Genomic DNA, 14,490 nt, shown 5'->3' with positions numbered 1-14,490 from the left:
TCGCATATTTACTATAACTCCGGGAAGAGAAAGAACCCATAGGTCGGCGACCCGAATTTTCCCCCTCGGTTCTAAACCCTATAACCGTAACTAATCGTCTTCCAGTTTAAGAATGCCCTTTTTGATGGCATACTTAACCAGGTCCACCCGGTCATGGAGACCCAGTTTTTGCATCAGGTTGGCCCGGTGGGCCTGGACGGTTTTGACGCTGATAAACAGGCGCCTGGCAATCTCCGCATTAGTCAAACCCTCGGCAGCCAGGCGGAGAACCTCCATCTCCCGGTCGGTCAATTCTGCCTTCCCGGCATCACCCTCCCTGGCTGCCGGCAAGCCCTGCTGCAGGCCGTCGATAACCCGCCGGGCAATCTGGGGATCGAGAAAGGCTTCACCCTTGACCGCCAGGCGAATGGCCTGGATAAGCTCCTCCACCCCGGCCCGCTTTAAAACATAACCCCTGGCCCCCGCCTCCAGAGCCCGGAAGATTAGCTCGCGATCGTCGTACATGCTTAAAATAACAACCTTGAGGTCCGGCCGTTTTCGCAATAAAGCCCGGGTCGCCTCCACCCCGTTCTGGCCGTTGCCCAGCTGGAGGTCCATGACCACTACTTCCGGCCGCACCTTATCCACCAGGGTTAATAACTCAGCGGCACTACCGGTTTCCCCTACCACCTCAATATCCTTTTCCCTGGCCAGGAGGGCCCGCAGCCCCTCCCGGACTACGGCGTGATCATCTACCAGCACCACGCGGATGGCCATGGACTTTCCCCCCGCTATCGCCCTCATAGGGCAGCCAGAAGGTCATGGTTGTTCCCCGCCCGGGTGAGCTTTCAATTGCCAACCAGCCCCCGGCCAGGGCCGCCCGCTGCCGCAGGTTCTTGAGGCCCTGCCCAACGGTGGGGACCGTCGCATCGAAGCCGGTTCCATTGTCTTTAATCTTTACCCTGAAACCGCCGGCCCCCAGATCTACCCCGACCCAGATCTCGCTGGCCCGGGCATGACGGCGAATATTACTTAAAATCTCAATCATCATGTGATAAAAGTGATCCCGCTGGTCAGTATCCAGGTAAGGCTGTCCGTTCCCCTGGACGTGCCAGTTTACCTTTAAATCACTATTCCTGGCCAGGTCTGTCACCAGTTTTTTCACCATGGCCACCGGGTCGGCCGGCAGGTCCCGGCCCAGGTGCAGGCCGGCCAGATACCCCCGCAGGTCAGATATTACCTTTTCTGCCTGTTGCGACAGGGTCGCGAGCCTAGCCGCAGCTGCCGCCGGGTTATCCGCCAGCAGGGTGCGGCTGTGTTCCAGACCCAGGGCCAGGCCATAGATGGACTGGATAACCCCATCATGGAGGTCACGCCGGATTTTTTCCCTTTCCCGCCAGATCATCTCCCGTTCCCTGACGATCTCCCGGTAGTGCTGTTCCTCGGCATCATAAACATCCAGGAGGCGGAAGATAAAAAAGGCAACCAGGATACTGCTGAGGATGCGCAAAGCCGGCGCCGGCAGGCCCAGGCGCAGCAACACGTCCGTATTGAGAAAATTGGCCGGGAAAAAAGCCGCCGGCGGCACGATCAATCCCCCGCCTAAGGCATAAAGAAATAAGGCCGCGGCAGAGCCGTTTAGGAAAAATTGCAGGGATTTGCGCTTAAAATGTTGCAGTTCATCCCCCTGGGCCAGGATGGCCAACCCGCTCACCGCCGCTCCCGGTACCGCCAGCAAATAGCGCGCCGCTATTTCTATAAGGATCATCCACGCATCAAGCCCTGTTTTCTGGCGGGGAAAAGTGAAGGCGGCAAACAGCAACCATACCCCGAAACAGGTAAAGGGTAAAAGCCTCAGCCGGGCCGGCCAGTTCCTGGTATCCGCCAGGAGATCAACGCCGAAGACCAGCAGAAAGAGGTAGGATAAAGCCAGGAGCAGGGCATGGCCGCCGTTAAAGAGAACCCCCCTCAGAGTCTGCCAGCCTTCAGCAACTGCAGCAGTCGGAATGAAAATGTAGCCCCACTCTACCAGCCCGTGTAAAAGCCCAAAGACAGCCAGCCATGGTAAACGCCGTCCCAGGTGCAGGTTGCTGCCCCGCCGGGCCTGGAGGAGGATACCAAAGCCCATGAGGAAGAAAGACAGGCCGTAGAAGAAAAAGAGTAAATTCCAGTACCAGTTTTCCCTGGTTAAGAAGTGGAGGGAAGGGTTCATGCCCCTGATCCTTGCTCCGGCCGGATGGCTTCCAGGCCACCCATATATGGTCTTAACGCTTTGGGGATAAGTACCGTACCATCCTCCTGCTGGTAGTTCTCCAGGATGGCCGCCACCGTCCGCCCCACGGCCACCCCGGAACCGTTTAAAGTGTGGACAAATCGAGGCTTTTCCTTGGGGCCGGGCCGGAAGCGAATGTCGGCCCGCCGGGCCTGGAAGTCCTCAAAGTTACTGCAGGAGGAAATCTCCCGGTAGGTACCGGCGCTGGGGAACCATACCTCCAGGTCATAGGTCTTGGCCGCTGAAAAGCCCAGGTCGCCAGCGCAGAGGACCACCACCTGGTAGGGAAGGCCCAGGAGTTGCAGGACCTCTTCCGCATCCCGCGTCAATTTCTCCAGCTCTTCATACGAATCCTCCGGCCGGGTGAATTTAACCAGCTCTACCTTGTTAAACTGGTGCTGGCGGATGAGGCCCCTGGTATCCCTCCCGGCTGCCCCGGCCTCGGCCCGGAAACAGGCGCTGTAGGCCACATGGTAGATGGGTAATAAATCACCGTTCAGGATTTCCCCCTGATATAGATTGGTAACCGGCACCTCGGCCGTCGGTATCAAATAATAATCCGTACCCTCGACATGAAACATATCCTCAGCAAATTTGGGCAGCTGTCCGGTACCCAGCATGCTGGCGCTGTTGACGAGGTATGGCGGGAAAATTTCCGTATAACCGTGCTTGATGGTATGGAGATCCAGCATAAAATTAATCAGGGCCCTCTCCAGGCGCGCTCCGGCGCCGCGGTAAAAAACAAAACGCGCTCCGGCCACCTTGCTGCCGCGCTCAAAATCGAGGATCCCCAGCCGTTCCCCTATTTCCCAGTGGGGCCGCGGCTCAAAATCAAAGCGGGGCAGCTCGCCCCAGTGGCGCACCGGCTTGTTATCAGCGTCGCTCAAGCCGTCGGGTACGGAATCATGGGGTATATTAGGAATCCTTAATATCTCCTGCTGGAGCTCGTCTTCCACAGCGCGAATGACCGCATCCAGTTCTTTAATGCGGTCGCTGACCTCGCGCATGGCGGCAATTAACTCCGTAGCGTCCTGGCCCTTTTTCTTAAGGCGGGCCACTTCGGCCGATACCTGGTTGCGTTTATTCTTCAGTCCCTCGGCCTCAACCAGGAGGTTTCGGCGCCGGGCATCAAGGGCTAAAAAGTGCTCCAGCCCGGCCTTCAAGCCCCGGCGGGCCAGGGCTTCAGCCACCCTTTCCGGTTCCTGGCGTATTAGTTTAATATCCAGCAAAATACCACTCCCCTTTGATCCGGTTAGTGTGGATAATCCTGCCACTATTATGCCACGATTAAAGGTCCGGGGCAAACCTGCTGTAAAAAAACTTAAGGGGCGTCACCGCCCCCATAAGAAACTTAAAGGTAAATATAGCGCACATCAAGGACGCCGTCCACCTGGCGAATGGCCTGCAGCGCTTCCCGCGGCACCTCGGAATCAACGCTAATAAGCATGACGGCTTCGCCACCTATTTCCTGCCGCCCCACCTGCATGGCGGCGATATTCACTTTATGGTCCCCTATGGCCAGGCCTACCGGGCCGATTATACGCGGCCGGTCCAGGTGGGGTACGACCAGCATGTGCCCTGCCGGGCTGGCATCGACGCTATAACCGTCCAGGTTTACCAAGCGGGGTTCCCCGGCCTGGTTGACGGTCCCGGCCAGGCGGTGGCTCTCCCGCCGCCCCTCGACCTTTACGCTGATGAGGTTTGCAAAGTACTCCATCTCCCGGCTCTTCTTTTCACGGATGCGTATGCCTCGCTTTTTGGCCACCAGGGGCGCATTGACATAGTTGACGGCATCGGCCAGGAGGGGGCGCAGTAACCCTTTCAAGAAGGAGCTGGTCAGTGGCGCCAGGTCATACTGGGCCAGCTCGCCATTGCAGCAGATCTCCGCCGCAATTATGGGGCTTTCCATGAGCTGGGCCAGGAAGCTCCCCAATTTTTCGGCTAATTGCAGGTAGGGCCTTAAAACCTCGGCTACATGGCCCCGCACCACCGGGATATTGACGGCGTTCAAAACCGGTTCTCCCTTAAGGCAGCGCACTACATCGCGAGCAACCTCAACTGCTACGGCTACCTGTGCTTCTTCCGTCGAAGCACCAAGATGGGGGGTAACAATGACGTTGTCCAGTTCCAGCAGGGGGCTGGCCTTTAAGGGCTCTTCCTCAAAGACGTCCAGGGCCGCCCCGGCCACCTGCCCGGCTTTTAAAGCTTCATAAAGGGCTGCCTCGTCGATAATACCTCCCCGGGCCACATTCAACACCCGCGCTCCGGGTTTCAGGAGTTTCAGTTCCTCCCTGCCCAGGAGGTGCCGGGTCTCATTCGTGAGGGGCAGGTGGACGGTTACAAAGTCGGCGGCTTGCAGTACTGTCTCCAGGGAGGCCAGTTCGACCTCAAGGCGCGTGGCCTGTTCCGGGTCGACGTAAGGATCATAGGCCATAACCTTCATTTCCATGCCCCGGGCGCGGCGGGCCACCTCGCGGCCGATTTTTCCCAGGCCGATAACCCCTAAGGTTTTCCCCCGCAGCTCAACGCCTACATATTTTTTCTTCTCCCAAATACCCTGCTTTAAGGTGGCATTGGCTTGGGGTATGTTGCGGGCCAGGGCCAGCATCATAGCGATGGTATGCTCGGCAGCCGCAACGGTGTTGCCCTCAGGGGCATTAACAACTACGATACCCCTTTCAGTTGCAGCGGTGACATCGATATTATCGGTGCCCACCCCGGCCCGGCCGATAATCTTTAACTTTTTGGCAGCGTTGATGGCCGCCGCCGTTACCTTTGTTGCGCTGCGGACGATTAAGGCTTCACTGTCACGGATAGCGTCTTTTAGTTCTTCTTCATTCATTTTACCGGCGGCCGTAACTTCCAGGCCCGCCTCCCGGAGGATAGCCAGGCCGCGTTCGTCGATACCGTCCAAGGCTAAAACGTGCATTTTGGTTATCCCCTCCCTCCGAAATGGCTGCACTCCTAGCTGGCCAGGGTTTCCACGCCAGCAGGCATTCCTTCGCTTAATATAGCCCCGGCTGCGGCCACTGCCGCACCCCTGGTCACCGGTACACCGGCATCAATGAGGACATTTTCCAGGGCAGCCAGGCCAGCCAGGATATCGCTGAAACTTACATAGCCCAGATGACCGATGCGGAATACCCTGTCCTTGACGTCACCCTGCCCTCCGGCCACCACCACGCCAAATTTTTCCCGCAAGGGGGCGATGATATCTGCCGGTTTCATGCCCTCTGGTACACAGATAGCCGTCACTGCCGGCGAGGCTACTGTATCGTCAGCCAGGAGCTTCAGTCCCAGGGCACGGACCCCGGCCCGTACCATATCCCGCATCAGGGCGTGACGGGCAAAGCTGCCGGCCAGGGTTTCCGTCTTCAGGAGACGCAAGGATTCCTGTAGACCGTAGAGCAGGGGGACAGCCGGTGTAAAGGGCGTCTGCCCCTTTAACCCCGAATTTCTCGCCTTTTTAATATCCAGGTAAAAACGATGGTTGGTGCACTTTTCCGCCGCCTGCCAGGCGCGATCGCTAACAGCCAGCATGGTTAATCCCGGGGGTAACATGAAGGCTTTCTGGGAACCGGCGATGACCACATCAATATGCCAGGCGTCCATAGGTAAATCAGCTGCTACCAGGCCGCTGATGCTGTCTACAATGAGCAGGGCTGGGTGGCTTCCCCGGGCACGGCTGATGGCCTGGATATCATTTAAAACCCCAGTCGAGGTTTCATTATGCTGGACTAGAATGGCCTTGATCTTATGTTCCGTATCAGCTTCCAGGCGCCTGGCTATGGCCCGAGGGTCTGCCGCCTGCCCGTACGGGAACGCCATAACCTCCGTTTCAACACCGAAGGCACGGCAAATCTGAATGAAACGCTCGCCAAAGGCACCAACGGTTACGGCAAGCACCTTTTCCCCGGGGGAAATGAGGTTGGCTACGGCCGCTTCCATGCCGCCGGTACCCGAAGCCGTTAAAATGACCACCTCGGAGCGGGTCTGGAAGACATCCTTCAGCCCCTCCGTTACTTCTTCCCATAAGGCTTTAAACTCCGGGCCGCGGTGGTTTATAGCCGGCCGCGCCATGGCCAGGGCCACCTGCGGAGGCACCGGCGTCGGCCCAGGGAGGAGTAAAATCTGCTTGTCAGTCATGATAATCACCCTTTCCTGATTTTATTATCAATAATGGAAGACACTTTTCATGGCTTGCTATCAACACAATCGAAAGAGCTAAAATAGCGGTAGTAAGAGGCTTCAAAATTTGCCGCTGGCTGAAGGGCAGCATCCGTTCCAGACCTGGTATTCAGGACTTGGTTCCGGCCTGGTAGTGGAGATCGGCTCACCTCCCTTTTTAACCAGCCCAAAATAAAAACTCTCGTCCCCTTATCAAAAGGGACGAGAGTTTCACCCGCGGTGCCACCCTAATTGACCGGGTTAACAAAGCCAAACCCGGCCCCCTCTGCATGCGTAACGGACATGACCGCCCCGGCTTCTTCCTTATTCAGGATTTCTCGCCGGGTACTCAGGGGTGCCTCTCGACAGCCTCCGGGCTGGTTCCCACCGGCCACCAGCTCTCTCGCCTACCGGAGTGGGCCGCCGACACTCCCCCTCATCGCTTTGGCATCAACTAATTTGTAAGATATATTAGCATACCATGGCCAGGAACGCAAGGGTGAAAGAAATATTTTAACAAACTCTTAAAGAAAGCTGCCGGCAAAACTTTAAATTTCCTGGGGATGCCCGACAATTAATTTAACGATCTTTCCCGCCAGAGCCTCCTCCCGGTCAATCTCGATACCGGCCATCCTCACATTGGCCACTGTACGGCGGTTAATGTTGGACCCGATTAGATACAGGACCAGCGGGTTCAGGGCATCCATCACGGGGCCGAGGAACCAGTGCTCACTGCGCACATGCTCCAGGAGGACGATCCTGCCATCGTGGCGGCAGACCCGGCGTACTTCCTTTAGCCCCTGCACTGGATCGGGTACTGTGCAAAAAACGCAGGTGGCTACCACCTATCAAAACTGGCGTCTCCAAATTCCAGGTGCTGGACATCCATTTCCTTTAAATCTACCGGTACCCCGGCCAGGTGGAGCTTCTGCCTGGCCCTAGCCAGCATCCCGGGGCTGAAATCAATGGCCGTTACCCGGCATCCGGGTGGGTAAAAGGAAAATTAGCCCCTGTGCCTACCCCAACTTCCAGCACCCGGCCCCGGACTTCCCGCCACACCCGCCGGCGCCATTCATCGGGGATCATCCGGTCCATCCAATCATAAAAGAGCGCCGTGCGGTTATAGCGCTTTTTGATTATTTCCGTTAGTTCTCTGGCCACTTTTTCATCACCAAAATTATTATATCACCATGGATTCGCCAGAATCTACAAAAGGCTAAATAGTACGCGTACATGGTTAACACCTGTTCTACCCCTTGTTAAAGTGGTAACATCATGATAGCATTATTATGCTTACATTTAATCATTATTGGAGGGATGATATAACAAATGATCCGTACGCAAGTCCAGCTCACGGAAGAACAATATCATGCCCTGAAAAAAATGGCTGCTGTTAAAAAAATATCCATGGCGGAATTAATCCGGCTCGGCGTGGACCAGGTCTTGGCCGGTAGCAATCCTGGCCAAAAAGAACGAATTCAGAGGGCTATAAAGGCAGCAGGGCGTTTTCGTTCCGGTGTTAAGGACCTCTCCCGCAATCATGATGCCTACTTAACGGAGGCTTTTGCGGAATGAATGTTTATCTTGATACTTCAGCTTTTTTAGCCATCCTCGATGCTGACGACGAGAATCATGCCGCTGCCAAAAAAATATGGGAAAATCTTTTAACCAACGGTGTTCCAATGATTTGCAGTAGTTACGTTCTCGTAGAAACATATGCCCTGGTACAGCGGCGGCTGGGGATGGAAGCTTTGCGGGTATTTCACGAAGATATTCTTCCCCTGCTGCAAGTAGAATGGATTGACGCCGAGTTGCACCAGTTGGGTGCCAATGCCGTTTTGACCGCCAACAGGAGAAATTTGAGCCTGGTAGATGCCGTTAGCTTTGCTGTGATGCGTAAACTGGGTATTAAAAAGGCATTTGCTTTTGACAGGCATTTTTTTAAGCAGGGATTTGAAAATATTAGCGAATGATATATTAGCGGGCAGGATTCCTACTTCCCCGTGGCGAAAAAACGTTAACACTGCCCATTATTATAAAGAAGCAGGGAAGTATATGCCTGACAGGGAAAAAGATATTGCCGCCAGGGCCCGGGAAATGCCGCCCTTTATCGTCATGGACATCCTGGAAAAGGCCAAAGAAATGGAAGCCCGGGGGGAGAACATCATCCACCTGGAAATCGGCGAACCTGATTTTGACACCCCGGAACCGATCAAAGAAGCCGCCCGGCGTGCTCTCCGGGATGGTGACACCCACTATACCCACAGCCTGGGCAAGCCGGAACTCCGGGAAGAAATCGCCCGCTACTACCAGCGGAAATACGGGGTCAGCATCTCGCCCGACCAGGTCGTCGTTACATCCGGCACCTCGCCGGCCATGCTCCTGACCTTCGGCGTCCTCCTGGAGCGGGATGACGAGGTCATCCTCCCCGATCCCCACTATGCCTGCTACCCCAATTTCATTCGTTATCACGGCGGCAGGCCGGTTTTTGTCCCGGTAAAGGAAGAAGACGGTTTCAAGTACCGCCTTCCCGCTATCCAGGCCAGCATTGGACCCCGGACCAGAGCCATCATGGTCAATTCCCCGGCCAATCCCACCGGCACCGTCTTTACGGCGGACGAATTAGAAGCCCTGGCCGAATTGGAACCCTATATCATTGCCGACGAAATCTACCACGGCCTGGTTTACGAAGGCCGGGAGCATACCATCCTGGAGTTTACCGACCGGGCCTTTGTCATCAACGGCTTCTCAAAGCTCTACGCCATGACCGGCTGGCGCCTGGGTTACGTCATCGCGCCGCCGGAGTTTGTCCGGCCTTTACAAAAGCTGCAGCAGAACCTCTTTATCTGCGCCGGTTCCTTCGTCCAGGCCGCCGGCATCGCCGCCCTGCGGGAATGTGATGAACACGTGGCGCATATGGTCGCTACTTACGACGAGCGACGCCGTTACCTGTTGAGCCGCCTCAAAGCCATGGGCCTGGCCACCCGGGTCGAGCCTACCGGTGCCTTCTACGCCCTGGCCAACGTAAAGAAATATACCGGCGATTCCTATTCCTTCGCCTTTGAGATTTTAGAGAAGGCCCGGGTAGCCGTCACCCCGGGCATCGACTTCGGCCGCAACTGCGAGGGGTATCTCCGCATCTCCTACGCCAATTCCCTGGAAAACATCAAAGAAGGCCTGGACCGGCTGGAGCGTTTCCTGGCCGGGAAAAAGGCGTAAAGCTGCCTATGCCCATTTAGTTTTCTTTCCTGCTAATACCATTACCCGTTCCTTGCGATGCTAATTTTTCCACCTCTCCTCTTCTAGGCAAAGCCGGCATTACGCCGGGGCGGGTGCAGGTCAGGGCTGCGGCGGCGTTGCCCCAGCTACCCAGCCGCTCCAGCCAGGCGGAATCCAGGGCCTCAGGGTCCTCCCCCTGCTGGATGGCTTCAGCCAGCACCACCAGCATGCCGGCCATAAAGGCATCACCGGCGCCTGTGGTATCGACGGCTTGTACCGGAAAGGCCGGCAGGTGAACTTTACCCTTTGTTCCGGCCAGCAAAGCGCCATCTTCACCTAAAGTGACAGCTACCAGGCGGGGGCCCCTGGCCAGCAGGGCTGTGACTCCAGCGGCCACTGTTTCTGCCTCAGTCCCTAATAAAAAGCGCAGTTCCTCTTCATTTAGTTTGACTACGTCGGCCAGTTTTACCGCTGCCAGGATCTCCTTGCTGGCCCGTTCCGGGTCCGGCCAGAGGGAAAGGCGCAGGTTGGGGTCAAAGGATATGACCGCTCCGGCCGCCCTGGCCAGCCGGACGGCCTCCAGGGTGGCGCTCCTCGCTGGTTCCACCGTGAGTGAAACGGAACTGAAGTGGAGGATACGGGTGTCCTCAAGTACCTCTTGCGGCAGTTCTGCGAGATTCAACCTCGTATCGGCTGTACCGTGGCGAAAGAAGACAAACTCCGGCACCGCCCTTTCGTTCAAGGCTACAAAAACCATGGTGGTGTTGGCCTCGTCATCGCGCAGCAGGCCGCGGGTGTCCACGCCGTTTTCCTCCAGGACCTTCTGCAAATGGTCACCGAAGGCGTCCCGGCCCACCTTACCGATGAAACCGGCGCGACCGCCCAGCCGCGCCACACCCACGGCAACGTTGGCCGGCCCGCCTCCGGCGGCGCGCTGAAAATCGGTGACTTCCGCCAGCGGACACCCTTTTGGGCTGCCCACGAAATCGATTAAAATCTCGCCTACGGAGACGACGTCCAGGGTTTTGGTTTGCAATGAATTCCTTCCTCCAGGATGATAGAATTTTTGCCAGACCATAGCCGCCTACCTTTCTTGACATTGCTTTACTAGGTATGATAGACTATGGCGAGTAAAGGAGTTGGTAAGGAGGGGATCGCTTATGGAAACACGCATTTCTTCCAAAGGACAAATAACCATACCTTCAGAGATTCGGCGCCAGTTAAAAATTCATACTGGTGATGCCCTGCTGGTCAAAGCGTTCGGGGAAAACCATATTATACTTGAGGTAAAAAGGAAGGCCTTAACTAGTAACCAGGGTACAAGCGAAGATATACTTAAAGCTACAGCTGGTTTATGGAAAGATAGAACTGATATTAATGAAAGTTTCATCCGAGAATTACGTCAGTCAGATCGCCGGCGCCTGGAGGAATTACTCGATGAATAGCATTATAATTGACTCTGATATTCTCATTGATCACCTTTGGGGCTTTCAGCCGGCTACTGATTTTTTATCGCGTATCTTTCAGGGTGAGTTTACAGGCCATATATCTGTACTTACGGAAATGGAATTACTGGCTGGCACTATGCCTCAAAAAGGTGAAAAAGAGCAGGTAGAGAGTCTGCTTCAGCGTTTTAATGCCATTCCCGTATCGTCTAATATTGCCCGGCGTGCCGGAGAGCTTTTGCGAAAATACAGAGCGCATGGACTTGCCCCGGTAGATGCCATTATTGCCAGTACCGCTTTAGACCTGAGAGCTCCCCTGGTGACGAGGAATACAAAGCACTTTGAGCCTGTGGAAGGATTATTAACTTTAAAACCCTACTCTTGAATGTTACTGTTTTGGCCATCTTGTTCACCTCCTATAGCAATATCACATTTGATAGAGTTCTTATATTTTCACCTTAAGCAGCATATTTTTCTATACTCTCTATTTCCTACCCCACCTCTATGCGCAATGGCTGATGCTGCGTACGGTGATCAGCCATGTATCACTCAACTTCCTCATTTTACCTCGGTTTATACAGGTATTACCTTAACCTGCCTTTCCAGGGTTTCCAGGCTGGTGTTGTTAGGCAACCCACTGCGGCGGGCGGCAAGCCAGGTGCCGGCGGCCACCGCCAGGGGCAGGGCCTCCGCCAGGCCGGTCCCTTCACTTATCGCCCTGGCCAGTATCGCCCTGGCCAGGACGGCTACCATGGCGTCACCGGCACCGACGGTGCTACCAACCGCCAGGCGGGGCGGCTGCGCCCACAGGGCCTGGTGCCCGTCCACAGCCACCGCCCCCAGGGCGCCAAGAGAAATAACCACCATCTCCGTCCCCGCCTGCCGGATTTTTATCCCGGCCCGGGCGGCTTCATCGGGTGTAGAGATTTGCTCGCCCAGCAGGGTTTCGGCTTCATACTTATTGGGTTTCACCAGCAGGGGTTTGGCCGCCAGGCCGTGCTCCAGGGTTTCCCTTCGGCATCCAGGACGGTGGCAACGCCATCCCTCTGCCCCTGGCGAATTAAGGTGGCGTAAAAATCAACGGGAGCACCAGCAGGTATACTACCTGATAATACCAGCATCCGGCTACGAGCCAGCAATGCCTCCAGCTTTCGCTCCAGGGCTGTTAAATCTTCGTTCCTGACAATAAATCCGTTTTCATTGATCTCAGTTTCAGTATTTTTGACAGGGTCAATAACCTTAAGGTTGACCCTGGTTTCTCCTTCGACTTCAATGAAATCCGCAAGAATGCCTCTCTCCTGTAAGGCCTCTTTAATCGCCGGGCTCGTAACACACCAAACGGGCACGGTTTGTTTTGGCAGGCTCAAAGTTTTCAACGACAACCGTCTTGTCCAGGGCCGGGTTCAAAGTAACCGTAATGATGGGTGCAGGCAATAATGTCCCCTCCTGGTAGTTCAATCTCTGGCGGCGACGATTACTTCCACGCCGCGTTCCTTCAGGCGCGCCAGGTCCTCTTGCGGGGCACCGGGATCGGGAATGAGACGGTGAATGGCGCTTATGGGGCAAACAAATCCCAGCGAGATGCGGCCGAACTTGCTGTGGTCTGCCAGGACAATAACCTCGCGGCCAGCTTTGACCATATTCTGTTTAGTCTGCGCCTCGTAGATATTGGGCGTAGTAAGGCCCCGCTCGACATCTAAGCTATTGGTAGCCAGGAATACTTTATCGACGTATAAACCCAGCAGGGTATTGTCGGCAATGGGACCGACGGAAGAAAGGGTGCGGTGGAACCGGCATCCAGTAAAATAGTATCGCCGTCAGCAATCAAATCCAGGGCGGCCCGCGCGGCATTAGCCAGACTGCAGAGGCCGAAGGACATTCCCACCCAGAGAGGTTAGCATCAACATCCTTACCGGCTATTTACTTAGAAAAAGGCTATAGCGAAAATACTTTCGTAATATAGTTTAATACATCTTCGATACTGATCTCGTATGAAATCGTTACTTTCCCACCAATATGTTTATGGTGAGGGAAAGTTATGATAGTTTCATGGTGGGGCGCATTATCCCATCTAACGATAAGCTCTCCATTCCTGTTTTGCCAGTGGTAGGAATAATTATATTCTTCAGCAGAAACATATTGTCTTATATACAGGAGGGTATCATTTTTAAGTTCGCACCGAACCTTAAGGTAATAAAAATCCGTCCCCTGTTTATAATCCTGGATTTCATAGGAAACTACAGCCGGACAACGATTAAGTAATTTTAATGTCTTTAACATGGTCCAGTTCCTTGATTTTATTCTTTAGTTCATCTAAACTACGTTGATAAGCCTTCATCTCCATATAATCATCCCACAAGTCGAAGTTTTCTTTTCCCGCCGCTATTCTTTGCTCCATCTCTTTGAGGTTGCAACCATACTTCTGCTCGATTAGCTTTATATGCTCCTTGATTAGGACCATTTCTGAAATAATTTTTAGCCTGGCGTATTCTTTAATCTCATCTTTAAAAACCTCCAGGGCACTCATAGATATCACCTTCTTTTATAAAAAGCTTAATTATATCCTATCATAAAAAGCCATTAGTGTATACCTGCCTAAAGTAGATGCCGTAGCGTTCCCGTAAGCTGGTACCCAGCAGGTCAGCCTGGAGTTTATCCACGGCTTGCTGCAGGTTAAGACCAGCGAGCTTTAACGAACGCCATGTCCATACCCGAGGTGGCATCCAGGGGACGCAGGCCGTCCAGGCCGGCGGCCATATCATCAACAAGGTGAAGCAAGTCCTTTTACAGCCAGCGAAAGGCATGATGAAATAATATATGGCCCGGGGTATCCGGAGGCAAATCAATGAAAGTAGTTATGCGGCAAAGGGAGGATGGCACCGAGGCTTCATGGGCATGATGCCAGAAGCGGCAAGGCCTTTAGTCTTGCCGCTTCTCCCGGGGTGCAGCAATCACGGTTGTCCGGGCGGCTGGTAGGGGGCGGTAGGGTCCTCGCCGTTATGGGAGTGAAGGTACTTGATGTACTGGGCCACGTAGTAATTAAACCCTGTCATGGCCCTGCTGCCGGCGGCCGTGTTCCATGCCGTTTTAACCTCGTTGTTCTCGCCGTGCCAGGCGGCCACCGCGCGGGAGAAATAGCCGCGGACTTTCTTCTGGTTCATGGTATTGGGATTCACAGGCACAAGATACCGGCGCGCATAATTAATACCCTTCCATTTACCGAATACCAGGGATTTCCCCACAGCGCCGCTGGCATCCATGGACATTAGAGGCGCTGTTACTCTGGCCATCTTGCTCACCTCCTTTCGCCCCCATTCTAACAGGGAGCCGGAGGTGATGGCTAATTGCGTAACCTTCCGGGGCCGGGCCGTCTTTTCTCGTTGCCGGCAGAAGGGATAAAAAATCAGG

Annotated in this window: 17 protein-coding genes, 2 pseudogenes and 1 other annotated feature; of the genes and pseudogenes, 5 read left to right on the top strand and 14 right to left on the bottom strand. The window is 54.8% G+C overall.

Annotated features, from left to right (window positions below; translation table 11 throughout):
• Nucleotides 1-90: 90 nt before the first annotated feature.
• The 6 genes and pseudogenes from MOMUL_RS02430 to MOMUL_RS17770 form a co-directional block, all read right to left on the bottom strand.
• Nucleotides 91-756: a response regulator gene (locus MOMUL_RS02430; protein ID WP_062281021.1), complete on the bottom strand. Its 666-nt coding sequence runs from the start codon at nucleotides 754-756 to the stop codon at nucleotides 91-93.
• Nucleotides 728-2,191, bottom strand: a complete 1,464-nt coding sequence (locus MOMUL_RS02425) for a sensor histidine kinase (RefSeq protein ID WP_062281018.1) — start codon at nucleotides 2,189-2,191, stop codon at nucleotides 728-730. The genes MOMUL_RS02430 and MOMUL_RS02425 overlap by 29 nt, the downstream gene beginning before the upstream one ends.
• Nucleotides 2,188-3,480, bottom strand: a complete 1,293-nt coding sequence (gene serS, locus MOMUL_RS02420; protein ID WP_062281015.1) for a serine--tRNA ligase — start codon at nucleotides 3,478-3,480, stop codon at nucleotides 2,188-2,190. Before serS ends, MOMUL_RS02425 begins: the two co-directional genes overlap by 4 nt.
• Nucleotides 3,481-3,602: 122 nt before the next feature.
• A complete protein-coding gene (serA, locus tag MOMUL_RS02415) occupies nucleotides 3,603-5,180 on the bottom strand; it encodes a phosphoglycerate dehydrogenase (protein WP_062281012.1) in 1,578 nt (525 codons plus the stop codon).
• Between the two features lie 35 nt (nucleotides 5,181-5,215).
• Complete coding sequence (locus MOMUL_RS02410) at nucleotides 5,216-6,397, bottom strand: pyridoxal-phosphate-dependent aminotransferase family protein (RefSeq protein ID WP_062281009.1); 1,182 nt, start codon at nucleotides 6,395-6,397, stop codon at nucleotides 5,216-5,218.
• 236 nt (nucleotides 6,398-6,633) lie between these two features.
• Nucleotides 6,634-6,867 (bottom strand) — a binding site (T-box leader).
• Between the two features lie 99 nt (nucleotides 6,868-6,966).
• Nucleotides 6,967-7,579 (bottom strand): annotated as a pseudogene (locus MOMUL_RS17770) (class I SAM-dependent methyltransferase).
• 168 nt (nucleotides 7,580-7,747) lie between these two features.
• On the opposite strand from MOMUL_RS17770, the gene MOMUL_RS02400 reads away from it, so the two are divergent.
• The 3 genes from MOMUL_RS02400 to MOMUL_RS02390 all read left to right on the top strand — a co-directional run bounded on the left by MOMUL_RS02400 (nucleotide 7,748) and on the right by MOMUL_RS02390 (nucleotide 9,637).
• Complete coding sequence (locus tag MOMUL_RS02400) at nucleotides 7,748-7,993, top strand: ribbon-helix-helix protein, CopG family (protein WP_054936917.1); 246 nt, start codon at nucleotides 7,748-7,750, stop codon at nucleotides 7,991-7,993.
• On the top strand, nucleotides 7,990-8,391 hold the full coding sequence (locus tag MOMUL_RS02395; protein WP_062281006.1) for a type II toxin-antitoxin system VapC family toxin: 402 nt from the start codon (nucleotides 7,990-7,992) through the stop codon (nucleotides 8,389-8,391). The genes MOMUL_RS02400 and MOMUL_RS02395 overlap by 4 nt, the downstream gene beginning before the upstream one ends.
• Nucleotides 8,392-8,473: 82 nt before the next feature.
• Entirely contained in the window at nucleotides 8,474-9,637 is a 1,164-nt protein-coding gene (locus MOMUL_RS02390) for a pyridoxal phosphate-dependent aminotransferase (protein ID WP_062281003.1), read from the top strand.
• Nucleotides 9,638-9,653: 16 nt separating this feature from the next.
• On the opposite strand, the gene MOMUL_RS02385 is transcribed toward MOMUL_RS02390, so the two are convergent.
• The gene (locus tag MOMUL_RS02385; protein WP_062281001.1) at nucleotides 9,654-10,673 is read right to left on the bottom strand and encodes a carbohydrate kinase family protein; all 1,020 of its coding nucleotides are present in this window, start codon (nucleotides 10,671-10,673) and stop codon (nucleotides 9,654-9,656) included.
• Nucleotides 10,674-10,797: 124 nt separating this feature from the next.
• On the opposite strand from MOMUL_RS02385, the gene MOMUL_RS02380 reads away from it, so the two are divergent.
• Complete coding sequence (locus tag MOMUL_RS02380; RefSeq protein WP_062280998.1) at nucleotides 10,798-11,082, top strand: AbrB/MazE/SpoVT family DNA-binding domain-containing protein; 285 nt, start codon at nucleotides 10,798-10,800, stop codon at nucleotides 11,080-11,082.
• Entirely contained in the window at nucleotides 11,075-11,467 is a 393-nt protein-coding gene (locus MOMUL_RS02375; RefSeq protein WP_062280996.1) for a type II toxin-antitoxin system VapC family toxin, read from the top strand. The genes MOMUL_RS02380 and MOMUL_RS02375 overlap by 8 nt, the downstream gene beginning before the upstream one ends.
• A gap of 188 nt (nucleotides 11,468-11,655) precedes the next feature.
• On the opposite strand, the pseudogene MOMUL_RS17160 reads toward MOMUL_RS02375, so the two are convergent.
• The 7 genes and pseudogenes from MOMUL_RS17160 to MOMUL_RS02350 all read right to left on the bottom strand — a co-directional run bounded on the left by MOMUL_RS17160 (nucleotide 11,656) and on the right by MOMUL_RS02350 (nucleotide 14,372).
• Nucleotides 11,656-12,428 (bottom strand): annotated as a pseudogene (locus tag MOMUL_RS17160) (1-phosphofructokinase family hexose kinase).
• Nucleotides 12,394-12,516: a hypothetical protein gene (locus MOMUL_RS17465; RefSeq protein ID WP_269085174.1), complete on the bottom strand. Its 123-nt coding sequence runs from the start codon at nucleotides 12,514-12,516 to the stop codon at nucleotides 12,394-12,396. The pseudogene MOMUL_RS17160 and the gene MOMUL_RS17465 overlap by 35 nt, the downstream one beginning before the upstream one ends.
• A 20-nt stretch (nucleotides 12,517-12,536) precedes the next feature.
• Entirely contained in the window at nucleotides 12,537-12,824 is a 288-nt protein-coding gene (locus MOMUL_RS15535) for a DeoR/GlpR family DNA-binding transcription regulator (RefSeq protein WP_236712960.1), read from the bottom strand.
• A gap of 193 nt (nucleotides 12,825-13,017) precedes the next feature.
• Entirely contained in the window at nucleotides 13,018-13,362 is a 345-nt protein-coding gene (locus MOMUL_RS17765; RefSeq protein ID WP_083476644.1) for a toxin-antitoxin system TumE family protein, read from the bottom strand.
• Nucleotides 13,337-13,609 carry a hypothetical protein gene (locus MOMUL_RS02355; RefSeq protein WP_054936893.1) on the bottom strand — a complete coding sequence of 91 codons (273 nt, stop codon included), beginning with the start codon at nucleotides 13,607-13,609 and terminating at the stop codon, nucleotides 13,337-13,339. Before MOMUL_RS02355 ends, MOMUL_RS17765 begins: the two co-directional genes overlap by 26 nt.
• 40 nt (nucleotides 13,610-13,649) lie before the next feature.
• Entirely contained in the window at nucleotides 13,650-13,805 is a 156-nt protein-coding gene (locus tag MOMUL_RS16510) for a hypothetical protein (RefSeq protein ID WP_161484951.1), read from the bottom strand.
• A gap of 228 nt (nucleotides 13,806-14,033) precedes the next feature.
• Nucleotides 14,034-14,372, bottom strand: a complete 339-nt coding sequence (locus MOMUL_RS02350; protein ID WP_153018194.1) for a hypothetical protein — start codon at nucleotides 14,370-14,372, stop codon at nucleotides 14,034-14,036.
• Nucleotides 14,373-14,490 lie beyond the last annotated feature (118 nt).

Origin of the sequence: Moorella mulderi DSM 14980, from assembly GCF_001594015.1 — a bacterium.
Lineage (GTDB): Bacteria > Bacillota > DSM-521 > Neomoorellales > Neomoorellaceae > Neomoorella > Neomoorella mulderi.
Note: the sequence above shows the minus strand (reverse complement) of the source record. Positions and strands in the feature narration are given on the sequence as shown.

What these genes read in the sequence shown, in the direction of transcription:
- MOMUL_RS02430 (WP_062281021.1), bottom strand. Translation starts at nt 756, where the DNA reads ATGGCCATCCGCGTGGTGCTGGTAGATGATCACGCCGTAGTCCGGGAG.
- MOMUL_RS02425 (WP_062281018.1), bottom strand. Translation starts at nt 2,191, where the DNA reads ATGAACCCTTCCCTCCACTTCTTAACCAGGGAAAACTGGTACTGGAAT.
- serA (WP_062281012.1), bottom strand. Translation starts at nt 5,180, where the DNA reads ATGCACGTTTTAGCCTTGGACGGTATCGACGAACGCGGCCTGGCTATC.
- MOMUL_RS02410 (WP_062281009.1), bottom strand. Translation starts at nt 6,397, where the DNA reads ATGACTGACAAGCAGATTTTACTCCTCCCTGGGCCGACGCCGGTGCCT.
- MOMUL_RS02400 (WP_054936917.1), top strand. Translation starts at nt 7,748, where the DNA reads ATGATCCGTACGCAAGTCCAGCTCACGGAAGAACAATATCATGCCCTG.
- MOMUL_RS02395 (WP_062281006.1), top strand. Translation starts at nt 7,990, where the DNA reads ATGAATGTTTATCTTGATACTTCAGCTTTTTTAGCCATCCTCGATGCT.
- MOMUL_RS02390 (WP_062281003.1), top strand. Translation starts at nt 8,474, where the DNA reads ATGCCTGACAGGGAAAAAGATATTGCCGCCAGGGCCCGGGAAATGCCG.
- MOMUL_RS02380 (WP_062280998.1), top strand. Translation starts at nt 10,798, where the DNA reads ATGGAAACACGCATTTCTTCCAAAGGACAAATAACCATACCTTCAGAG.
- MOMUL_RS02375 (WP_062280996.1), top strand. Translation starts at nt 11,075, where the DNA reads ATGAATAGCATTATAATTGACTCTGATATTCTCATTGATCACCTTTGG.
- MOMUL_RS17765 (WP_083476644.1), bottom strand. Translation starts at nt 13,362, where the DNA reads ATGTTAAAGACATTAAAATTACTTAATCGTTGTCCGGCTGTAGTTTCC.
- MOMUL_RS02355 (WP_054936893.1), bottom strand. Translation starts at nt 13,609, where the DNA reads ATGAGTGCCCTGGAGGTTTTTAAAGATGAGATTAAAGAATACGCCAGG.
- MOMUL_RS16510 (WP_161484951.1), bottom strand. Translation starts at nt 13,805, where the DNA reads ATGCCACCTCGGGTATGGACATGGCGTTCGTTAAAGCTCGCTGGTCTT.
- MOMUL_RS02350 (WP_153018194.1), bottom strand. Translation starts at nt 14,372, where the DNA reads ATGGCCAGAGTAACAGCGCCTCTAATGTCCATGGATGCCAGCGGCGCT.